This is a genomic window from Streptomyces sp. G7(2002), from assembly GCF_028870195.1.
Lineage (GTDB): Bacteria > Actinomycetota > Actinomycetes > Streptomycetales > Streptomycetaceae > Streptomyces > Streptomyces nigrescens.
In genome coordinates, this window is sequence record NZ_CP102609.1 from 3,296,050 (window position 1) to 3,315,683 (window position 19,634).

Genomic DNA, 19,634 nt, shown 5'->3' on the forward strand with positions numbered 1-19,634 from the left:
GCCGACTCGAGTGGCCCGCCCGGCCGGGGGAGCCGGGGCCGAAATGCCTCCGGGCGCCGGGCGGGCCTGTTCAGGGGGTGGTGGGCAGCTCGCCGCAGGAGCGGCGGGGGACCAGCCGGGCCGGCAGCAGCACCGAGCCGGCGGGCCGGTCCTCGATCCGCGCCAGCAGGGTGTGGACGGCGGCCCGGCCCAGTTCCCGGGTGGGCTGGGCGATGGCGGTCAGCGGCGGATCGGTGTGGGCGAACCACGGCACGTCGTCGTAGACCACCAGCGCCACATCGTCGGGGACCCGCAGCCCGCGGGCGCGGAGTTCGTCCATCGCGCCCAGCGCCATCAGGTTGTCGGTGGCCAGCACCGCGTCCGGCGGCTCGGCGAGGTCGAGGAAGTCGCTCATCACCTGCCGGCCGCCGGTGTGCTGGAGATCGGGGGTGGCGCCGACCCGCTCGTCGGGCAGGGTGAGGCCGTATCCGCCCAGCGCCGTACGGAAGAGGCGGAGGCGCTCGTCGCCGGTGGGGGTGCCGGCCGGGGCGACGATGATCGCGGGGCGGCGGCGGCCGAGGGCGGCGAGATGGGCGGCGAGCTCGGTGAGCGCGGTGCGGCCGTCGGCGCGCACGCAGGGGGCGTCGACGCCGGGCACGGTGCGGTCCAGCAGCACCAGCGGGGTGCCGGAGGCCACCACCTCGCTGAGCATCGCCGAACCGGTGCCCGCCGAGCTGACCAGCAGACCGTCGATCCGGCGGTCGAGCAGGGTGCGGATGTAGTCGTCCTGCTGGTCGGGGCGCTCGCCGGCATTGCCGATGACCAGGCTGTAGCCGAGGCTGCGGGCCTCGTCCTCGACGGCGTCGGCCAGCTCGGTGAAGAAGGGGTTGGTGAGATCGCTGATGATCAGGCCGAGCGCGCCGGTCCGTGCGGTGCGCAGCGCGCGGGCGACGTTGTTGGGGCGGTAGCCCAGCTCCCGCACGGCGGCGAGCACCCGCTCACGGGTCTCGGCCACCGGACTGTGGCCGTTGAGGACCCGGGAGACCGTGGCGACGGACACCCCTGCCCGCTCTGCCACATCTTTGATGTTCGCCATGGCGCCGTTGCCGTTCCGTTTGCTGTTCCGCTTGCTGTTCCGTCTGACCGTGCGTCGCCTCCCGTGCGGGGCTGCTTCGCTTGGCGTGATCGCCGTGTAATCGATTCCGTGGGGAATGCGTGGGGGCTACGAAATCGATTACACGGGGGGTGCGTCAAGACGGGGGGAATGTTGTCTGCGTCACATGGGGTGGGGCGCGGAGGGTGGGGTGCGGGGCGCGAGGGCTTCGGGCGCGGAGCGAAGGGTGCGGCATGAGGGGTGCCGCGCAAAGGACACGGAGGCAGGGAGGCGCAGAGGCGCGGAGCGAAAGATGCGGCGCGCGGTGCGTGGCGAGCCCGGGCACTCCCCCGTTGACCGTCCCGCCGCGAAGACGGGCACCGGCCGTGTCCGGACCCAGCGGGGCCGGTCCCGGCGCTTACCGGGCGAACTGCCCCACACAAGCGACGATCGCCACCAGCAGACCGAGCACCCCGATGACGACCTGCCATCTGTCAGACGGCGCCCATCGGTCGCTCTCCTGCTCCGTGTCCTGATCGTCCATTGCTCCTCCTCGCTCCTCCGGACAGGCCCCGGAGACCAGGGCCCCCGCCGGCCGGCCGCCGACGGAGCTGTGGGGAGGAACGCGGTGAAGCCCCGCCAGAATAGCGCGAGTTGAGTCCGTACACAGGGCCGGCAGCACCGCGCCGCGGACAGCGCAGGGGCCGCACCCCGTCGCGGGATGCGGCCCCTTCGGAAAGGCCCGTGGCGCCGGTGACGCCGCGTGTCAGACGACGGTCAGCTTGACCTCGATGTTGCCGCGGGTGGCGTGGGAGTACGGGCACACCTGGTGCGCCTTCTCCACGAGGTCCTGGGCGGTGGCCGCGTCGACCTGCGGGATCGAGACGGCGATCTCGACCGTGAGGCCGAAGCCCCCGTCCGGGGTCTTGCCGATGCCGACCTTGGCGGTCACCCGGGAGCCGGAGACATCGGCGTTCTCCCGGCGGGCGACGACGCTGAGCGCGCCCTGGAAGCAGGCGCTGTAACCGGCCGCGAAGAGCTGCTCGGGGTTGGTGCCGGCGCCGCTGCCGCCCTGCTCCTTGGGCGGGTTGACGACCACATCGAGCTTGCCGTCGTCGCTGGCGACGCGGCCGTCACGGCCGTTCTCAGCGGTGGCGACGGCGGTGTAGACGACGTCGACGGTCTGGATGGACATACCGAATCCTCCTGTGGTTCGCCGCGACTCGCGCCCACGGATCACGACGGCGTGCCGCCGAGCCTAACGGGAGGGGCAAGGGGGTGGGGTGGGGTGGGGGGAGGTACACGGTCCTCCGGCTTCCCCCCCCCCACCCCACCCCTCCCCCAACCCGGTTGCCGTTCGGGACTGCTGTCAGCCCTCCAGGCTCACGATCATCTTTCCGGTGTTCTCGCCGCGCAGCAGGCCCAGGAAGGCCTCGACGCCGTTTTCGATGCCGGAGATCTTGGTCTCGCTGTACTTGAGTTCGCCGGAGCGGATCCAGGCGGAGACCTCCTCGACGAACTGCGGCTGCAGGGCGGAGTGGTCGCTGACCAGCAGGCCCTGGAGGCGCAGGCGCTTGCCGATCACCATCGCGAGGTTGCGGGGCGCGGGGCTCGGCTCCGTGGCGTTGTACATCGAGATCATGCCGCAAATGGCGGCACGGCCATGGACGTTGAGGGAACTGATGGCCGCTTCGAGGTGGTCGCCGCCGACGTTGTCGAAGTAGACGTCGATACCGTCGGGGGCGGCCTCCTTGAGCTGCTTGTTGACGTCGCCGTTCTTGTAGTTGAAGGCGGCGTCGAAGCCGTACTCCTCTACCAGGAGCTTGACCTTCTCGTCGGAACCGGCGGAGCCGATGACCCGGGAGGCGCCCTTGAGCTTGGCGATCTGGCCGACCTCGCTGCCCACCGCACCGGCCGCGCCGGACACGAAGACGGCGTCGCCCTCCTTGAAGGACGCCACCTCCAGCAGGCCCGCGTAAGCGGTCAGGCCGGGCATGCCCAGCACACCGAGGTAGGCGGTGAGCGGAGCCAGCGACGGGTCCACCTTGGCGGCGCGCTTGGCGTCCAGGACCGCGTACTCACGCCAGCCGAGGCCGTGCAGGACATGGTCACCGACGGCGATGGAGTCGGCGCGCGAGGCGATGACCTCGCCGACCGCGCCGCCCTCCATCGGCTGGTCGAGCTGGAAGGGCGGGACGTAGGACTTCACATCGTTCATCCGGCCGCGCATGTACGGGTCGACGGAGAAGTGCTGCGTACGGACGAGGATCTGGCCCTCGCCGACCTCGGGCACCGCGGCCTCGCGCAGCGCGAAGTCCTCCGGGGTGGGCCAGCCGTGGGGGCGGGCGACGAGGTGCCATTCGCGGCTGGTCGTGGGCAGTGCGGACATAAGCGCGATCCTCCTAATGCTTCAGGTGCTGAAACAACCATGCTCCTCGATATTTCATGTTGTCAAGTAAATGGGTATCCTCGTGTGCATGACCCCCCGCGCAGACTCCCTGACCGTCGAGGTCGTCGACCTCATCGGCACCGTCGTCGCCCGCTACTACGAGGAGTACGAGCAGGCCGCGGCCGAGCACTCCCTCACCGGCGCGCAGGCCAGGGTGCTCAGCCTGCTCTCACTGGAGCCGCTGCCCATGCGGAAGGTCGCCCAGCGCCTGAAGTGCGAGCCGTCGAACATCACCGGCATCGTGGACCGCCTGGAATCCCGCGGCCTGGTCGAGCGCCGCCCCGATCCGGCCGACCGCCGCGTCAAGCTCGCCGCCCCGACCGAGGAGGGCGCACACACGGCCGCGGCGCTGCGGACGTCCCTGAACTTCGCGCGCGAACCCCTCGGCCGGCTGACGGTGGCCGAGCGGACGCTGCTGAAGGAGCTGCTGCAGCGGATGCTGGGCGTCGCCCCCGAGTGAGCCGGGCGGGCTCGTCGCCGGGCGCGTCAGCGGGCGCGTCGCAGGGCGCGTCGGCAGCCGCCCGGCAGGTGGTGGCAGCGGCGGGCGTTTCCTAGGTCGCCGTCGCACCGGCCCGTCCCCTGGGGCGCCGCCGCACCAGCCCGTCACCCCCCAGGACACCGCCGCACCAGCCCGCCCCCCTAAGACGCCGCCGTACCAGCCGCCTTCACCCCCGCCGGTTCGGCGGCCGACGGCGGTGCACCGGCCGCCCCGGCGGCGTCCGGCTCCCCCTCAGCCCCCGGTGTCCGCAGCCCCCGCAGCAGCGTCAGGGCCAGTACCGCTGCGCAGGCCATCACGCCCGCGGCGCCCAGGACGGCCGTCTGGAGGCCGTCGGTGAAGGCGGACCGGGCCGCGGTCAGCAGTGCCTCGCCCGCCCGGCCCGGGAGTTCGGCGGCCACCGCGGCGGCGCCGGCCAGCGTTTCCCTGGCCGCGTCGGCCGCGCCCGCGGGGAGGCCGGCGGGCAGGGCGTCGGCCATGTCCGCGCGGTAGACCGCGCTCCCGATGCTGCCCAGGATGGCCATGCCCAGCGCGCCGCCCAGTTCGGTGCCGGACTCCAGCAGCGCCGAGGCGGAACCGGCGCGCTCGGGCGGGGCGAGGCCGATGGCCAGTTCGTTGCCGAGTGACATCACCATCACCAGGCCCGAGGCGTAGGCCGAGGAGGCCACCAGGACGAACCACAGGGCCGAGCCCGGTTCCAGCCAGGACAGCCAGACGAAGCCGCCGGCCGCGATGACGAATCCCAGGGCGATGACATAGGCCCGGTCCATCCGCTGGGCGAGTCCGGCGGCCGCCGGTGCCATCCCGCCCACCGCGAGGGTCGGCAGCAGATTCCACAGCGCCGCCTCCATGGGGCTCATCCCCCGTACGGTCTGCAGGTACTGGGTGAAGAAGACCGCGCAGCCGACCACCGCGAACATCGCCAGCAGGTTCATCAGCACCGAGACACTGAACCCGCGGTGACGGAACAGCTCCAGGTCGAGCATCGGATGCCGGGCGGTGCGCTGGCGGTACACGAAGGCCGCGGCGGCCAGCAGACCGGCGGCGAGGGCGAGGAGGGGCAGCGGCGCCAGGCCGTCGCGGGCGATCTCCTTGATCCCGTAGACCATCGGCAGCATCGCGAGCAGCGACAGCAGCGAGCCGGGCAGATCGAAGCGCCCGGCCGCCGGGTTCTTGAACTCCGGCAGCAGCAGCGGCCCGCAGACCAGCAGCAGCACCATCGCCGGGGCGTTGATCAGGAACACCGAGCCCCACCAGAAGTGCTCCAGCAGCACCCCGCTGAGCACCGGGCCGACCGCGATGCCGCCCATCATCGCCGACGACCAGATCGCGACGGCCTTGCCGCGCTGCTTGGCGTCGTGGAAGAGGTTGCGGATCAGCGCGAGCGTGGACGGCATCAGGGTGGCGCCGCCGATGCCGAGCAACGCCCGGGCGGCGATGAGCATTTCCGCGCTCTGCGCATAGGCGGCGACCCCGGAGGCTAGGCCGAAGAGGAGGGCGCCGGACAGCAGCAGCTTGCGGCGGCCGATGCGGTCGCCCAGCGCGCCCATGGTGATCAGCAGGCCCGCCAGGACGAAGCCGTAGACGTCCAGGATCCACAGTTGCTGGACGCTGCTGGGCTCCAGTTCCGCGGTCAGGAACGGCACCGCGAAGTAGAGCACCGAGACGTCCATGGAGACGAGAAGGCAGGGCAGCAGGAGGACGGCCAGGGCGGTCCACTCCCGACGGCCGGCCGGTGGCGGGGTTGTGTACGGGGTAAACGACATGGGTGACACGGTAAGCAGGGTGGGCTTACGGTGCAAACAGCAGGACTGACAAGGGAGTTAGAGGTGCATCACACTAGTGCACCTGGCTAGTGCAATGCCTGGTGAGGCCAGGCATTGCTACCCTCACGGCCAGCGAAATTCCCCTGGTGCACTAGTACGGAGGTCACCCCGTGGAGCAGTCAGCGCCGCCCTACCGCCGGATCGTCGACGAGATCCGGCGCCGCATCGGCACCGGTGAACTCACGCCGGGCGACCGGGTGCCGTCGACCCGGCGGATCACCCAGGAGTGGGGGGTGGCGATGGCGACCGCCACCAAGGTGCTCACCACGCTGAGGCAGGAGGGCCTGGTCCGCGCCGTACCGGGCGTCGGCACGGTGGTCGCCGAGCCGCAGCCACAGTCGCAGTCGCAGTCGCAGCCCCAACCGCAGCGGGCCGCGCACTCCGGACTCCCGCGGGAGCGACGGCCGCGCGAGACGGACAGCGGGCTGAGCCGCGAGAGCGTCGTACGGGCCGGTCTCAAGATTGCCGACGCCGAGGGGCTGCGGGCGCTGTCGATGCGCCGGGTCGCCGCCGAGTTCGGGGTGTCCTCGATGGCGCTCTACCGCCATGTGGCCAACAAGGACGAGCTGGTGGTGCTGATGGCGGACGCCGCGTTCCGCGACATCGAGCTTCCCGACCCGGCGCCGGACGGCTGGCGCGCACGGATGGAGGCGGGCGCTCGGCTGCAATGGGAGCTCTACCAGCGGCATCCGTGGCTGGCGCACTATCTGTCGATCACCCGGCCGCAGCCGATGCCGCGGGCGATGGCGCTCATCGAGTGGACCATGGCGCGGGTGACGGGCCTGGACCCGGTGACGCTGATCCATATGGCCGTCACGCTGCTGAACTATGTGCGTGCCACCGCCGCCGGCTTCGAGGACGATCTGGAGGCCGAGCAGGAGACCGGGATGGACCAGAACCAGTGGATGGCGTCCATGGAGCCGGTTTTCGAGGGCATCCTCACCTCGGGCTCCTATCCGATGTACGGGGGGATCGCGGGGCACGACGAGGACGTGGTGACGCTGACGTCGCTGTTCGAGTTCGGGCTGGCCCGGCTGCTGGACGGGATGGCGGCGCTGGTGGAGCGCCGGGCGGCGGACTCCGGCGGGGTCAGCTGAGCTCCCCGCGCAGCCGCCGGGCCCGTAACACCAGCTCCAGTTCGAAGCGGCGGTCCGGGTCGTCGATCTCCGCGCCCCATAACTCCCTTATCTGGCGCAGCCGGTAGCGCACGGTCTGCGGATGGACGCCGAGCCGGGCGGCCACCTCGGGGGCGCCGCCGCGGGTCTCCAGCCAGGCGAGCAGGGTCTCCGCGAGCCGCCGGCCATGGGCCGGGCCGCAGCTGTCCAGCGGGGCGAGGCGGCGGCGGGTGAGGTCCTCGATCAGCTCCTCCGGCGGCAGCAGGACCAACGCCTCGGTGTGCTCGGTGCACTGCAGCAGCTCGCCGGCCGGCAGCAGTCCGCGCTCCGTCAGATCGACCGCGGCCCCGGCCCAGCGCAGCGATTTCGCGGCGTCCAGCAGCGGTACGGCGGGCCCGATCGCGCCCGACCAGCCGGCCGCCGCACGGGCCAGCAGCTCGCGCCGCCCGGGGGCGTCCGGCTCGGGCACCACCATCCGCGGCCGTTCGCTCTCCATGTCCAGCAGGACGTCCGGGGCGACGGCGGGCGCGACCGCCTCCCGGGCCGGCCGCAGCAGGACCGCGACCGCGACCCGCTCGGGCAGCGGCCAGCCGATCCGGGCGGCGCGCTCGGCGAGGGCCGGCGGCACCCCGTCCGCCGCTCCCGCGCCGCGCCGCCGCCCGCCGGGTCCCGTGAACAGCTGCTCCATCAGGCGCCGTTGCAGCCGCAGCCGCTCACCGGCCTGGCGGGCGGCGGCCTCGGCGTAGCCGCGTACGGATTCGGCGACCAGCCCGTCCAGATACTCGTAGCCGGACTCGGCGAGCTCGTACATCGCGGGCGCCGGGATCGCGACCTGCTGGCCGATCTCGGCGAGCCGCCGCCAGGCCAGCCGGACGCCGAGCCGGTAGACGGCCTGCAGGACGTCCAGGCTGCGGCCCTGGATGCCCTCGCCGCGGCCGAACTCCTGGAAGACCCGGGGGTGGACATGCGGCCGGTCCGGGCCGGCGGTCAGATGCGCGACGAAGTGCTCCAGCGACTGGCGGATTCCCACCAGCGCCCGGGGCTCCCCGAACTCATCGGGAACCAGCTGGAGTTGAGGGTATGCACGGCGGATCTCCCGGAGGATGTCCTGGGCCAGGGCCGGCACCTCCTCCAGTGCCAGGGCGGCGAACTGCCGTACCTGGTAGGGCGGGACCTCCCGCCAGGCCGAGCGGACGGCTGTCACCATGACCCGGACCTCCTCAGCACGCCCCGCCTCCCCGGGCCCGCCCGCTACTCACCGCTCCGGTCGAAGGTCACCAGTGGCACATTCGGCTGCTCGGGGGTGGCGTCCAGGGCGGCGACGATGCCGAGCGCGACGCCGACGGCGAGGAGGGCGGCGGTCAGCGCGGTCAGTGCGGCGGCGAGCGTTCGGTGCATGGCGCGGCGAGCCCTTCGTCGATGCCGGAGCCCGTCGGGCGGTCTCCGTCGAGGTTGGCGCGGCACACGGCGCGGATTCCAGGTCCTGACGACAGGTCCTGGGCGGCCGGCCCGGTGCCGCGTCCCACAGCGCGGCACCACTGGAGTCGTGGTGCCTGCCGAGTGTGGAAGGGCATTGACGCCCTGTCAAGAGTTCGCTTACGTTCCCGGCCCATGGCGCCCCGCGGCGCCGCACGTGCACCAGAGCGTGATTCCCCCACCGCTTCCAGGAGTGCCCGTATGCCCGTATCCGGCAAGCCCGCCCCCTCCCCCACCGCGGCCCCCGCCGCCCGCACCGCCTCGCCCCTGTCGCTGGCCGTCCTCGGTCTCGGCGTCTTTCTGCTGGTCCTGGCACCCCTGCTGGCCTGGTACGTCACGCCACGGGCCAAGGTCACGCCGGTCGACGTCGATGTCACCACCGTCTTCACCGGCAACGGCAGCTACTTCGACACCGCGGCCCTGAAGACCAGGGACCGCCGGCGGATCACCATCACCCGGCACGTACTGGGCGATGTCGCGGCGAGCGAGAAGAGCGGCCGGGCCGTGTGGGACGTCTCCACGACGGTCGACACCCCGCAGACGCTGCCCCTGAAGGACCCGCGCAGGGCATTCCAGTGGACCACCGAGCGCTGGGTCACCGACCGGCGCAGCAACGCACCGGTGCACTGCTGCGAGGAGGCCCCGACCCGTTTCGACGGCGATGCCTACCTCAAGTTCCCCTTCGATGTGCAGAAGACGGGCTATCGCTGGTGGGACAACACCCTGGGCGCCGCCGTCCCGCTCCGCTTCGCCGGTACGCAGCGGGTCCAGGGCTACCCGGGCTACCGCTTCACCGGGACCGTGCCGCCCACCAGGACCGGCAGCCGGCAGGTCCCCGGCCGGCTCGTCGGACGGCCGGGCCAGGGCCAGATCCAGGCCGAGGAGTGGTACGCCAACTCCGGTATCGAGCTGGTCGTCGAGCCGCGCACCGGCCGGATCATGCAGGCCGTGCTCTCGCCGCTCAAGACGCTGCGGGCACCCGGCGCCCGGCGTACCGCGGTCACACTGCTGCGCGGCGAGCGGTTGCAGTTCACGCCCGCGACGCAGCGGGCGCAGGTGCGGCTGGCGAGGGCGGACAGCGACAAGCTGGCGCTGGTCGGCCGGACGCTGCCGGTCACGGCCGCGGCGGCGGGCGGGCTGCTCGCGCCGGCCGGGGCGGTGTGGGTGGTGCGCGGGCGGCGGGCGGCCGGCCGGTCCTGAGCGAAGTGATGAACCGTCAGACCAAATCGGGGCGGATTTTGTCACCCCGGTGAGTAGCCGCGGCGAACGGCGCGGGCGAAAACTGTCCACCCCACACGCAGCCGGCCGGTCCTCGGTCGGCGCACGTCCGCTTCACCGCAGCACAGTGCCGCGAGCACCGCTCCGCCCCGCCGCACGGCAGGACCGCGGCACCGCATGATGCAGCACGGCCCGCACGACTCAGTACGCAGTACGTCCCCCACCGCCGGTACCGCACCCTGAGACGAGTTGGATCGCACATGCCCCAGCACCTGCGCCCGTCCCCGCCCCTCGCGGCGCCCGCCCCCGCCCCCTCGGCCTCCGGGCCACCCGGCGCGGGGCCGCCGTTCCCCCGCCGGATCGTCTTCCTCGCCCGCCGCGATCTGGGCAACCCCGCCGCCGGCGGCTCCGAGCTGCTGGTGGACCGGATCGCCGATGGCCTCGCCGCCCACGGCCACGAGGTCACCCTGCTGTGCGGCGGGCCGCAGGGAGGTGTCCCCGCCCGCGGCTACCGGGTGGTGTCCGCGGGCGGCGACGCCGGTCATTTCCTGCGGGTGCCCCGCCAGTTGGCGCGCCGGGTCGGCGACTGCGACCTGCTGGTCGAGGTCTGCAACGGCATGCCGTACCTGGCGCCGCTGTGGCATCGCGGTCCGACACTGTGCCTGGTCAACCATGTCCATACGGACCTGTGGCGGCTGCGCTGTCCGGGGCCCGCCGCCCGGCTCGGCCGCCGTCTGGAGCACTGGGCGCTGGCCGGGGCGCACCGCCGCGATCTGATGGTGGCGGTCTCCGGCTCGACCGCGTCCGCACTGCACGGCCTCGGTGTCGACCCGGACCGCATCCGGCTGGTGTACAACGGCGTGGCGGAGCCCGGACCGCTGGCCCCCAAGGCGCCGGAACCGCTGTTCCTGGCCATGGGGCGGCTCGTCGAGTACAAGCGCATCGATCTGCTGCTGCGGCTGTGGGAGCGGGTCCGGCCGGTGACCGGCGGCCGGCTGGTGATCGTCGGCGACGGCCCGGAGCGCGCACGGCTGGCCGCGGCGGCCGGGCCCGGTGTCACCTTCACCGGCCATGTCTCCGAAGAGCGCAAGCATCAACTGCTGTGTTCCGCCTGGCTGTTGCTGCACCCCTCGCTCGTCGAGGGCTGGGGGCTGGTGGTGATGGAGGCCGCCGCACGCCGCACCCCCGCCGTCGGCTTCGACATCCCGGGCCTGCGGGACTCCGTCGAGGACGGCACCACGGGGCTGCTGGCCCGCGGCGAGAGCGCGTTCGCCGCGCACTGGTGCACCCTCTCCCTCAGCGCCCGGCGCCGCGACGCCCTGGGCAGCGCCGCCGAACGGCGTGCCGCCCGCTTCCGGTGGAGCCATACGGTCCAGAGCTTCCGGGCGGTCGCCGCCGAGGCCGTCCTCGACCCGCTCTCCGGGCGGTGAAGGCCCGGTGCGCGACCCCTCGCTGCGCAGGTCCTACACCCTGTTCCGCGCCTTCCTGCGGGAGCGGACCGACCCCGGGCACTGCTACCGGCTGCTCGCCCGGGACGCCGCCGACCAGGTCGAACGGTATGCACCCCTGAGAGGCGCGGTGGTCGCCGATGTCGGCGGCGGCAGCGGCTACTTCACCGCGGAGTTCCGCCGCCGCGGCGCCCTGGGCTGGCTCTTCGAACCCGATATGGCGGAGCTGACCGCGCACGGCCCGCCCCCCGAGGGCGCGGTGGTCGCCGACGGCTATCTGCTGCCGCTCGCCGACGGCGCCGTCGACATCTGCTTCTCCTCCAACGTCCTGGAGCATGTCGCCGACCCGCAGACCTTCCTGAGCGAGATGATCCGGGTCACCCGCCCCGGCGGGCTGATCTACGTCGCCTTCACCAACTGGTTCTCCCCCTGGGGCGGCCATGAGACCGCGCCCTGGCACTACTTGGGCGCCGAGCGGGCCCGCGCCCGCTACCGGCGGCGCACCGGGAGAGCGGCCAAACACACCCTGGGCGTCAACCTCTTCGCCGTGCACATCGGCCGCACCCTGCGCCAGGTCCGGGCCCGCGACGACATCGGCCTGGTCACCGCCCGCTCCCGCTATGCGCCGTTCCTCGCCGAGGCCATCCCCCGCCTCCCGGGCGTCCGGGAGGTCGCCACCTGGAACCTCCTCCTCATCCTCCGGCGGTTGCCATGACCCAGACCCTGAGGCCGTTCCCGTCCCCCGGATCGCCCGACGCCGGGGGACGGCCGACGCCCGCCCCCGCCCCGCCGCCCGGCCACCGCCGGCGCAGACACTGGCTGTTCGCGTTCTGGGCGCTCGCCCTGGCCGGCTTCCTCGCGCCCTCGCCGGGGAAGATGACGTTCGAGACCAAGCTGGGTGTGACCACCGACCCGTGGCGGTTCCTCGGCGACCTCGGGCAGCTGTGGCACGACCGGGCGGGCTTCGGCGGTATCGCCGACCAGTACATCGGCTATGCCTTCCCCACCCTCCCCTACTACGGCCTGACCGATCTCGCCCATGTGCCGGTGTGGCTGGCCGAGCGGCTGTGGATGTCGCTGATCGTCACGGCCGCGTTCTGGGGTGCGCTGCGGCTGGCCGAGCGCCTCCGTGTCGGCACCCCGCCGGCCCGGCTCCTGGCCGCCGCCTGCTACGCCCTCTGGCCGGCCTTCACCCTCGTCATCGGCTCCACCTCCGCCGCCGCGCTGCCCGGCGCGCTGCTGCCCTGGGTGCTGCTGCCGCTGACCAACGCGCAGGCCGGTGCGCGTATCGCGGCCACCCGCTCGGTGCTGCTGATCCCCTTCATGGGCGGGGTCAACGCGGCCTCGACACTGGCCTCGCTGCTGCCCGTCGGCCTGTATCTGCTCTCCCGTACGGGGCCGCGCCGGACCAAGCTGCTCGCCTGGTGGCTGCCCGGTGTCGTCCTGGCCACCGCCTGGTGGGTGGTGCCGCTGCTGCTGCTCGGCCTGCACGGCGAGGACTTCATGCCGTTCATCGAGCAGGCCGACACCACCACCGGCACCATGTCCGCCACCGAACTCCTGCGCGGCGCCGGCAACTGGGTCGGCTACCTCAACTTCGGCGAACCCTGGCTGCCGGCCGGCTGGACCATGACGGCCCGGCCGTTCGCGGTCCTCGGTTCGGCGCTGGCCGCGGCGCTCGGCCTGGCCGGGCTGGCCCGCCGTGATCTGCCCGAGCGCCGCTGGCTGCTGCTGACCGTGCTGGCCGTGGCGCTGATCGCGCTGGCCGGGTACGGCGGTGCGCTCGGCGGGCCGCTGCACGGCCTGTGGCAGGACTGGCTCAACGGCTGGCTGCGCCCGTTCCGCAACATCTACAAATTCACCCCCGGCCTGGCCCTGGCGCTCACCCTGGGGCTGGCGCATCTGCTCGCGGTCGCCACCGAACGCCGCGGCACCCGCCGGATCCCCGCCCGCCGCCGTCTCCCGCTGGTGACGGCGCTCCTCGTACTGCCCGCCCTCGCCCTGCCCTTCCTCACCGGCACCGTCCTCCAGCCCGGCGCCTTCACCCGGCTGCCCGCCTCCTGGGAACGGGCCGCGGCCTGGCTCCAGAAGCACTCCCCGCACAGCCGCGCGCTGGTCGTCCCCGCGACCGCGCACGGCCTCTACACCTGGGGCTCCCCCATCGACGAGCCGCTCGACGTCCTCGCCACCTCCCCCTGGGCGCAGCGCGACTTCGTCCCGTTCGGCACCCCGGGCGCCCGCCGCGCCCTGGACGCCGTCGAACAGGCGCTGCTCACCGGCGCCCAGGTCCCCGGACTGCGCGACTACTTGGGCCGGGCCGGCCTGCACGACGTGGTCGTACGCAACGATCTCGACCCGGACCAGATCGGATACGTCCCGCCGCAGACCGTCAAGCGCACCCTGCAGGCGTCCGGCTACCGCAAGGCGGCCGCCTTCGGGCCGCTGACCACCGGCGGCCGGATCCCCTCCGGGGCGCCCCTCCAGGTACAGGGCCTCTACCCGCGGCAGCGCGCCGTCGAGATCTACCGGCCCGCGGACACCCCCGGGCCCGGCCCGGTCACCACCCGGGCCGTCGCGGACACCGCACAGCTCAGCGGCGGCCCCGAAGCCCTCCTCCAGCTGTCCGCCGACCCCGCCCTGCGCCACCGCCCCACCGTGCTGACCGGCGACCGCCACCCCGGACTCGGCACCCCGCCGCTCCAGCTGACCGCCGACGGCCTGCGCCGGGCCGACACCCGCTTCGGGCTGGTCAACAGCAACACCTCGTACACCTACACCGCCGGTGAGCGGAACCACCCCGACAGCGTCCAGGACCCCGGCCGCCCGCCCCGGCAGATCCTGCCGACCGCCGGACCCGGCCACCAGACCACCGCCGTCCTCCGTGGCGCGTCCTCGGTCACCGCCTCCAGCAGCGGCAACTGGCTCTTCCACCTGCCGCAGTACGACCCGGTCAACGCCTTCGACGGCAACCCGGACACCGCCTGGGCGGAAGGCAGCGCCGGGGAGCCCGTCGGCCAGTGGGTCCGGATCGCCTTCACCCGGCCCACCACCCTTCCGTCCACGCTGTCCCTCACCCCGCTGCCCGGCGACGGACTGCGCGCCGCCCCGACCTCCGTACGGGTACAGACCGACCGCGGCAGCACACAGGACACCCTGCGCCCCGACGGAACGCCGCAGCGGGTCAAGGCCCCGGCCGGACGCGCGACCTGGCTGAAGGTGACGATCCTCGGCTCGCAGACCCCACGCGCCGGGCTCTCCGGCGCCGGCTTCCGGGAGATCTCCGTCCCCGGCGTCCAGGTCACCCGGCTGCTGCAACTCCCCACCGACGCCGAGCGGTCCGACGCGCCCGCCGAGATCCTCTCGCTGCACCGCGGCAGCGACCCGGGCGGCCTCTCCCCGGTCTCCGCGGAGGCCGGGCTGCACCGCCAGTTCCGCACCGGCGCCGCCGCTCCCTACCGGATCTCCGGTCAGGCGCTGGCGGTTCCCGGCCCCGAACTCGACCGCCTCCTGGACAGCGTCGCACCGGAACAGCGGGACCGGATCACCGCCACCGCCGACTCCACCAGCTTCGGCTCCGGCCGGTCGCTCAGCCCCCGCAACCTCGTCGACGGCGATCTGACCACCGCCTGGATCGCCGGCGACCGGCCGACCCTGCATCTGCGCTGGCCCGGCCGGAAGAAGATCGACCAGATCGTGCTGGCCGCGGCCGGCGGAATCTCCACCCGGCCGGAGCAGATCCAGGTCAACTCGCCGGACGGGGCGGCCACCGCGGGCGTCGACGAGAACGGCCAGGCCCGCTTCGACCCGATCACCACCGACCGCCTCGACATCACCATCAGCAAGGTCGCACCGCTGACCCTCCACAACCCGGTCGCCGGCCAGGCGCTCCAACTCCCGGTCGGACTCAGCGAGATCCACGTCCCCGCGCTCGACTCGTACCGCACCCCGCGGCCCGCCGCCGGCGCCCGCTTCTCGCTCGGCTGCGGGCAGGGCCCGATGCTCGCCGTCGACGGTGTCCTGCACGCCACCGAGGCCGCCGGATACGTCCGTGACCTCACCGAACGCCGCCCGGTCGAGGTGCGGCTGTGCGCCGGCCCGGCCCGTGACGGACGCCTGCAACTGCCGTCCGGACGCCACCGGGTGGAGGCGGGCGACCAGGGGCCGCTGGCGCTGACGGAGGTGACGCTGCGGCGGGGCACCACCGCGCACACGGGTGCCACGGGCGCCGGACCGGCACGGGAGTCCGCCGCCCCGGTCCGCAAGGTCACCGCCGAGGACTGGTCGGGGGACCGCCGCAGCGTCGCGGTCGGCGCCGGCCGGGCCGTCTATCTCCAGATGTACGAGAACGCCAACGACGGCTGGCAGGCCACGCTCAACGGCCGGCGGCTGACCCCGCTCCGGATCGACGGCTGGCAGCAGGCCTTCCTCGTCCCGGCCGGGGCCGGCGGGACCGTCGAGCTCTCCTACGCCCCGGCCGTCACCTACGACCTGGGACTGGCCGGCGGTGCCCTCGGGGTCGCGCTCCTGACCGTCTCCGCCCTCGTCCGCCGCACCCCCCGCACCCCGCCGCCCGCGCCACTGCCCCCACCCGCCCCGTCCTGGGTCCTGGGCACCCTGGCGCTGACCGCGGTGCTGGCCCTGGCCGCCGGTCCCTACGCCCTGATCGTGCCGGCCCTGGCACTGGTGGCACGCTTCCGCCCGCACCTCCTCGTCCCGCTGGCCCTGGTGGCGATGGTGAGCGCCGGAGTCGTCGCGTCCCTCGGGGCGGGCGAGCACCATGCCGCCGGCGAGGGCGCATTCAGCGGCACCGCACAGGCCCTGGCACTGCTCGCGCTGGCGGCGGCGGTGGTCACCGTGCGGGGTGGCGGGGCGTCGCGGCGGGCGGTGTCCGGGGAGGGGGCGGGGGCGGGTCTGGACGGGGTGGGGAGAGGGGCGTTCGGGTCGTCGGGGCCGTCCGCCGCAGTTGACCCATCCGACCCGCCCGGCCCGAACGCCCCACCGCCGCTCCCGCGCCGGGTGCGGGACCGTGACGACGGTCCGGCCGTCGCCGGGCGTCCGATCGTGGCCCGGGGACGGACACCGGGCGCTGGCCCGAACTGGGCAGAACGGCACCGGTCCCGGCCGAGCCGGCCCGACCGGCCGACCGGCAGCGGGCCCGACCGGCCGACGGATAGCGGACCCGTACGCCCGGCCGGCAGCGGACCCGACCGGCCGACCGACAGCGGACCCGTACGCCCGACCGACAGCGGCCCCGTACAGCCCACCGACACCAGCGGAGAGGGCACCACCCGATGACCGCACTGCAACCGGCCCGGCCCGAACCGCCCGACGGGCAGCACGAACCGCCCGACGGGCGGGGCGAACCGCCCGACGGGCGGGGCGAACCGTCCGACGGCCCGGCCGAGCGCTCCCCCGCCCCCTCCCCCTCTCCCCCTTCGGGGGAGGGGCCGGGGGGTGGGTTCGGGGGTGGGGGGAGGCAGACCCGCGGCATCGTCGTCGCCCACGTCCCCTTCCCCGTCGTGGACGAGATCTCCCGGCACTGTCCGGACGAAAGCCAGCCGGAGACCGTGCACATCGAGGTGCACCTCCCCGGCCGGGTCGATCCCGCGCGGCTGCGCACCGCGTTCCACCGGGCGCTCGCCCGTCATCCGCGCATCCTGATGCGCCAGGCGCCGGTCCGCTGGTGGCACCGCCGCTATATCTGGCAGCTCACCGCCGCCCCGGACGTGGACCCGGTCGACTTCCCGCCGCCCGGCCCCGACGCGCTGGCCCGCGCCCGCCGCCGCGCGCTCGACACCTGTCCGCCGCTGGACGCCTCGCCTCCCGTACGGCTGGAGGTGATCGAGGAGGCGGGCGGCGGCACCGTGCTGCTCCTCACCGTCCACCACACCGCACTGGACGGGCCGTCCTGTCTGCGGGTGCTGGCCACCGCCGCCGAGCTGTACGGCGGCGCCGACAACCCGCCCGGCCCGTCGCCCGTCCGCGCCACCGGGCCCGGTACGGAGCGGCCGCAGGCCGATGACCCGCCGGGGGCCGGGCGGCGCTTCTCCCGGCCGGCCCGTATCGCCGCCGACCCCGGCCGCGCTCCACAGGGCGGCCGGTCCGGCAACAGCATGCTCCTGGCCGAGCTGCCGATCCCGGCCCGCCCGCCGCGCACCCCCGGCCGGACGACGGCGCCGTACACCGTCAATGACCAACTCCTGGTCGCCACCTGGCTGATGGTCGCCCGCTGGAACCGGCTGCACGCCCCGGCCGGCCCGCACCGCACGGCCGCCGCCCCGGCCACCGCCCCCGTCGTCATCACCATGCCCGTCGACGACCGGCCGCGCGGCGCCGAGATGCCCCTCGGCAACGGCACCCGGCTGGTGTCGGTCGGCTTCGGACCCGAGGAGCGGCTGGACGCCGGACCGCTCACCGCCGATCCGCCCGACCCGGACGCGGTGGCCCGGCTGCTGCGGCGCACCGCCGCCCGCACCCGCGCCCTCAAGGCCGCACCTCCCGGACGTCAACTCGGGTTCGCCGCAACGGTGTTGACGGCACCCGTCGTCCCGGTCCGGCTGCGCGGCGCGATGACCCGGGCGCTGCGCACCGCCGCCGCGCCCTGGACCTCCACCACCCTCCTCTCCAACATCGGCCGGATTCCTTACCCGCTGGACTTCGGGGACGCCGGCCGGCCGACCGCGGTGTGGTTCTCCGCCCCGGCCCGGATGCCGCGCGGGCTCACCGTCACCACCGTCTCCGTGGCCGGCCGGATCCAGCTGGCGCTGCGCTGGTCCCCGGCCCTCCTGGACGACGCGGCCGGCGCCCGGCTCGGCGCGCTGTTCCGCTCGTCCCTCGCCGCCACCGCCTGGACCGCGCCCCCGGCGGCCGGAGCGTCCCGGTGACCGGGCCCGCCGCGCTGCGGGACTTCTACGAGAATCCCGCCGTCCCGGTCGCCTCCGGCGCCGCCCGCAGCCGGCGGCAGGCCCGGCTGCTGGCCCGCGCCCTGGGGCCCGTACGCGAGGGTGCCCCGGCCGCCACCGTCCTGGACATCGGCTGCGGCGACGGCTCGGCGGCGGCCACCGCCGCCCAGGTGCTCGCCGGACACCGCCTGGTCGGCGTCGACTGGTCGCAGGACGCCCTGCGCCGCGCCCGGGCCCGGATCCCCTGTGCGGTACGCGGCGAACTCACCGACGGGGGGCTGCCGTTCGCTTCCGGCTCCGCCGATGCCGTCCTCTTCAGCGAGGTCATCGAGCATCTCGTCGATCCCGATGCCGCCCTGGACGAGCTGCGCCGGGTCCTGCGCCCCGGCGGCCATCTGATGCTCTCCACCCCCAACCTCGCCGCCTGGTACAACCGCGGGCTGCTGCTCGCCGGGGTCCAGCCCGTCTTCTCGGAGGTGAGCATGCGCCGTATCCACGGCCGGCCAGGCACCCAGGTCGTCGGCCATCTGCGGCTCTACACGGCCCGTGCCCTGCGCGGCTTCCTCGCGGCATCCGGTTTCGAGGCCGTACGGATCGCCGGTGCGCCGTATCACGATGTGCCGCGGCCGCTGCGCCCTTTGGACCGCGCCGCGTGCCATGTCCCGTCGCTGGCCTCCATCCTGCTCGCCCATGCCCGCCGGGGAAGGGGGTAGCGCGGTGCCGTGGTGGGGCGTGGCGTCCGCGCTGCTCGCCAACGTCCTGTACAGCACCGGCTTCGTACTGGAGAAGCGCGCCCTGGCCGGGCTGCCCGCGCTGAGCACCCGGCAGCCCGGCCGGGTCGTCGGCCATCTGCTGTCCAGCCCGCTGTGGCTGGCCGGTTCGCTCGCCCTGGCCGCCGGTTTCGCCGCCCAGCTCGCCGTCTACCGCACCCTGCCGCTCGCCGCCGCCCAGGGCCTGTTCGTCTCGGGCCTGGTGCTCTTGCTGCTGCTGTCCTCGGTGGTGCTGGGCGAGCGGACCAGCGGCCGGGAGCGGCAGAGCATCGTGGCGATCCTGGTCGCGCTGGCGCTGGTCATCGCCTCCCTCCAGGGCGAGGACGCACGGGCCGTCGCCCGCACCGCGCCGCCCGGCACGCTGCTGCTGATCGCGGTGCCGTCGCTGGCCGCCGGGCTGCTGCTGTACGGCTCGGCGGAGCGGCGGGCCCGGCGCCGCCACCGGCTGCCGACGGCGGGTGTCCCCTACGGGGTGGCCGTCGGCCTGCTCTACGGCGTCAGCTCGCTGGCCATCAAGGGCGTCGCCGGCATGCTGACCACCCATGACATCCCGGCCGCCGCCGGGCGGCTGCTCCGCTCGCCCTACCCGTACCTCCTGCTCGTCACCGGAGCGGCCGGTCTGGTGCTGTCGCAGACCGCCCTGCAGCGCTGCCGGGCCTCCGTGATCGTCCCCGTCTGCACCACCGTGACCTGTGTGTTCACCGTCGTCTGCGGCACCGTGGCGTTCGGTGAGCCGCTGCCCGCCGATCCGCTGCGCCGGGCGCTGCGGCTGGGCGGAACCGCCGTCGCCGTGGCGGTCCTGCTCGCCCTGCCCCGCCATGAACCGCCCACCCCGAACCCACGACCACACCACCGGAGTTGA

General features: G+C 74.2%; 16 protein-coding genes. 9 read left to right on the forward strand and 7 right to left on the reverse strand.

What is annotated here, in order from left to right; translation table 11 throughout:
• Positions 1 to 70 precede the first annotated feature (70 nt).
• The 4 genes from NUT86_RS13600 to NUT86_RS13615 form a co-directional block, all read right to left on the reverse strand.
• Positions 71 to 1,075, reverse strand: coding sequence for a LacI family DNA-binding transcriptional regulator (locus NUT86_RS13600; RefSeq protein ID WP_026169356.1), 1,005 nt, complete (start codon positions 1,073 to 1,075; stop codon positions 71 to 73).
• Between the two features lie 415 nt (positions 1,076 to 1,490).
• Complete coding sequence (locus tag NUT86_RS13605) at positions 1,491 to 1,616, reverse strand: hypothetical protein (protein WP_018088072.1); 126 nt, start codon at positions 1,614 to 1,616, stop codon at positions 1,491 to 1,493.
• Between the two features lie 222 nt (positions 1,617 to 1,838).
• Complete coding sequence (locus tag NUT86_RS13610; RefSeq protein WP_018088073.1) at positions 1,839 to 2,267, reverse strand: organic hydroperoxide resistance protein; 429 nt, start codon at positions 2,265 to 2,267, stop codon at positions 1,839 to 1,841.
• 174 nt (positions 2,268 to 2,441) lie between these two features.
• Entirely contained in the window at positions 2,442 to 3,461 is a 1,020-nt protein-coding gene (locus NUT86_RS13615; RefSeq protein ID WP_018088074.1) for an NADP-dependent oxidoreductase, read from the reverse strand.
• Between the two features lie 88 nt (positions 3,462 to 3,549).
• On the opposite strand from NUT86_RS13615, the gene NUT86_RS13620 reads away from it, so the two are divergent.
• Positions 3,550 to 3,981, forward strand: a complete 432-nt coding sequence (locus NUT86_RS13620) for a MarR family winged helix-turn-helix transcriptional regulator (RefSeq protein ID WP_274735422.1) — start codon at positions 3,550 to 3,552, stop codon at positions 3,979 to 3,981.
• 179 nt (positions 3,982 to 4,160) lie between these two features.
• Here NUT86_RS13620 and NUT86_RS13625 read toward each other — a convergent pair whose 3' ends face one another.
• Complete coding sequence (locus tag NUT86_RS13625; RefSeq protein WP_274735424.1) at positions 4,161 to 5,783, reverse strand: MFS transporter; 1,623 nt, start codon at positions 5,781 to 5,783, stop codon at positions 4,161 to 4,163.
• A gap of 170 nt (positions 5,784 to 5,953) precedes the next feature.
• On the opposite strand from NUT86_RS13625, the gene NUT86_RS13630 reads away from it, so the two are divergent.
• The gene (locus NUT86_RS13630; RefSeq protein ID WP_109889521.1) at positions 5,954 to 6,940 is read left to right on the forward strand and encodes a TetR/AcrR family transcriptional regulator C-terminal domain-containing protein; all 987 of its coding nucleotides are present in this window, start codon (positions 5,954 to 5,956) and stop codon (positions 6,938 to 6,940) included.
• Here NUT86_RS13630 and NUT86_RS13635 read toward each other — a convergent pair.
• Both NUT86_RS13635 and NUT86_RS13640 read right to left on the reverse strand, forming a co-directional pair.
• Positions 6,933 to 8,165: a PucR family transcriptional regulator gene (locus NUT86_RS13635; protein ID WP_109889524.1), complete on the reverse strand. Its 1,233-nt coding sequence runs from the start codon at positions 8,163 to 8,165 to the stop codon at positions 6,933 to 6,935. The two genes, NUT86_RS13630 and NUT86_RS13635, sit on opposite strands and share 8 nt — an antisense overlap.
• Before the next feature lie 44 nt (positions 8,166 to 8,209).
• A complete protein-coding gene (locus NUT86_RS13640; RefSeq protein ID WP_018088079.1) occupies positions 8,210 to 8,356 on the reverse strand; it encodes a hypothetical protein in 147 nt (48 codons plus the stop codon).
• Between the two features lie 279 nt (positions 8,357 to 8,635).
• On the opposite strand from NUT86_RS13640, the gene NUT86_RS13645 reads away from it, so the two are divergent.
• From NUT86_RS13645 to NUT86_RS13675, 7 genes are all read left to right on the forward strand, one after another.
• Positions 8,636 to 9,634 carry a DUF3068 domain-containing protein gene (locus NUT86_RS13645; RefSeq protein WP_274735430.1) on the forward strand — a complete coding sequence of 333 codons (999 nt, stop codon included), beginning with the start codon at positions 8,636 to 8,638 and terminating at the stop codon, positions 9,632 to 9,634.
• 278 nt (positions 9,635 to 9,912) lie between these two features.
• Positions 9,913 to 11,082 carry a glycosyltransferase family 4 protein gene (locus NUT86_RS13650; RefSeq protein ID WP_274735432.1) on the forward strand — a complete coding sequence of 390 codons (1,170 nt, stop codon included), beginning with the start codon at positions 9,913 to 9,915 and terminating at the stop codon, positions 11,080 to 11,082.
• A 7-nt stretch (positions 11,083 to 11,089) separates the two neighbouring features.
• On the forward strand, positions 11,090 to 11,815 hold the full coding sequence (locus NUT86_RS13655; protein ID WP_266446595.1) for a class I SAM-dependent methyltransferase: 726 nt from the start codon (positions 11,090 to 11,092) through the stop codon (positions 11,813 to 11,815).
• The gene (locus NUT86_RS13660) at positions 11,812 to 16,395 is read left to right on the forward strand and encodes an alpha-(1->3)-arabinofuranosyltransferase domain-containing protein (protein ID WP_274735435.1); all 4,584 of its coding nucleotides are present in this window, start codon (positions 11,812 to 11,814) and stop codon (positions 16,393 to 16,395) included. The genes NUT86_RS13655 and NUT86_RS13660 overlap by 4 nt, the downstream gene beginning before the upstream one ends.
• Complete coding sequence (locus NUT86_RS13665; RefSeq protein ID WP_274735437.1) at positions 16,392 to 17,984, forward strand: condensation protein; 1,593 nt, start codon at positions 16,392 to 16,394, stop codon at positions 17,982 to 17,984. Before NUT86_RS13660 ends, NUT86_RS13665 begins: the two co-directional genes overlap by 4 nt.
• Positions 17,981 to 18,715 (forward strand): class I SAM-dependent methyltransferase, encoded by a 735-nt coding sequence (locus NUT86_RS13670; protein WP_159488352.1) that lies wholly within the window; start codon positions 17,981 to 17,983, stop codon positions 18,713 to 18,715. The genes NUT86_RS13665 and NUT86_RS13670 overlap by 4 nt, the downstream gene beginning before the upstream one ends.
• Positions 18,693 to 19,634, forward strand: coding sequence for a DMT family transporter (locus tag NUT86_RS13675; protein ID WP_159488351.1), 942 nt, complete (start codon positions 18,693 to 18,695; stop codon positions 19,632 to 19,634). Before NUT86_RS13670 ends, NUT86_RS13675 begins: the two co-directional genes overlap by 23 nt.

Bases quoted from the DNA above. Each gene is read 5' to 3' on its own strand.
- NUT86_RS13645 (WP_274735430.1), top strand. From the start codon at position 8,636: ATGCCCGTATCCGGCAAGCCCGCCCCCTCCCCCACCGCGGCCCCCGCC.
- NUT86_RS13640 (WP_018088079.1), bottom strand. From the start codon at position 8,356: ATGCACCGAACGCTCGCCGCCGCACTGACCGCGCTGACCGCCGCCCTC.
- NUT86_RS13620 (WP_274735422.1), top strand. From the start codon at position 3,550: ATGACCCCCCGCGCAGACTCCCTGACCGTCGAGGTCGTCGACCTCATC.
- NUT86_RS13605 (WP_018088072.1), bottom strand. From the start codon at position 1,616: ATGGACGATCAGGACACGGAGCAGGAGAGCGACCGATGGGCGCCGTCT.
- NUT86_RS13675 (WP_159488351.1), top strand. From the start codon at position 18,693: ATGCCCGCCGGGGAAGGGGGTAGCGCGGTGCCGTGGTGGGGCGTGGCG.
- NUT86_RS13635 (WP_109889524.1), bottom strand. From the start codon at position 8,165: ATGGTGACAGCCGTCCGCTCGGCCTGGCGGGAGGTCCCGCCCTACCAG.
- NUT86_RS13615 (WP_018088074.1), bottom strand. From the start codon at position 3,461: ATGTCCGCACTGCCCACGACCAGCCGCGAATGGCACCTCGTCGCCCGC.
- NUT86_RS13660 (WP_274735435.1), top strand. From the start codon at position 11,812: ATGACCCAGACCCTGAGGCCGTTCCCGTCCCCCGGATCGCCCGACGCC.
- NUT86_RS13665 (WP_274735437.1), top strand. From the start codon at position 16,392: ATGACCGCACTGCAACCGGCCCGGCCCGAACCGCCCGACGGGCAGCAC.
- NUT86_RS13625 (WP_274735424.1), bottom strand. From the start codon at position 5,783: ATGTCGTTTACCCCGTACACAACCCCGCCACCGGCCGGCCGTCGGGAG.
- NUT86_RS13650 (WP_274735432.1), top strand. From the start codon at position 9,913: ATGCCCCAGCACCTGCGCCCGTCCCCGCCCCTCGCGGCGCCCGCCCCC.
- NUT86_RS13600 (WP_026169356.1), bottom strand. From the start codon at position 1,075: ATGGCGAACATCAAAGATGTGGCAGAGCGGGCAGGGGTGTCCGTCGCC.
- NUT86_RS13610 (WP_018088073.1), bottom strand. From the start codon at position 2,267: ATGTCCATCCAGACCGTCGACGTCGTCTACACCGCCGTCGCCACCGCT.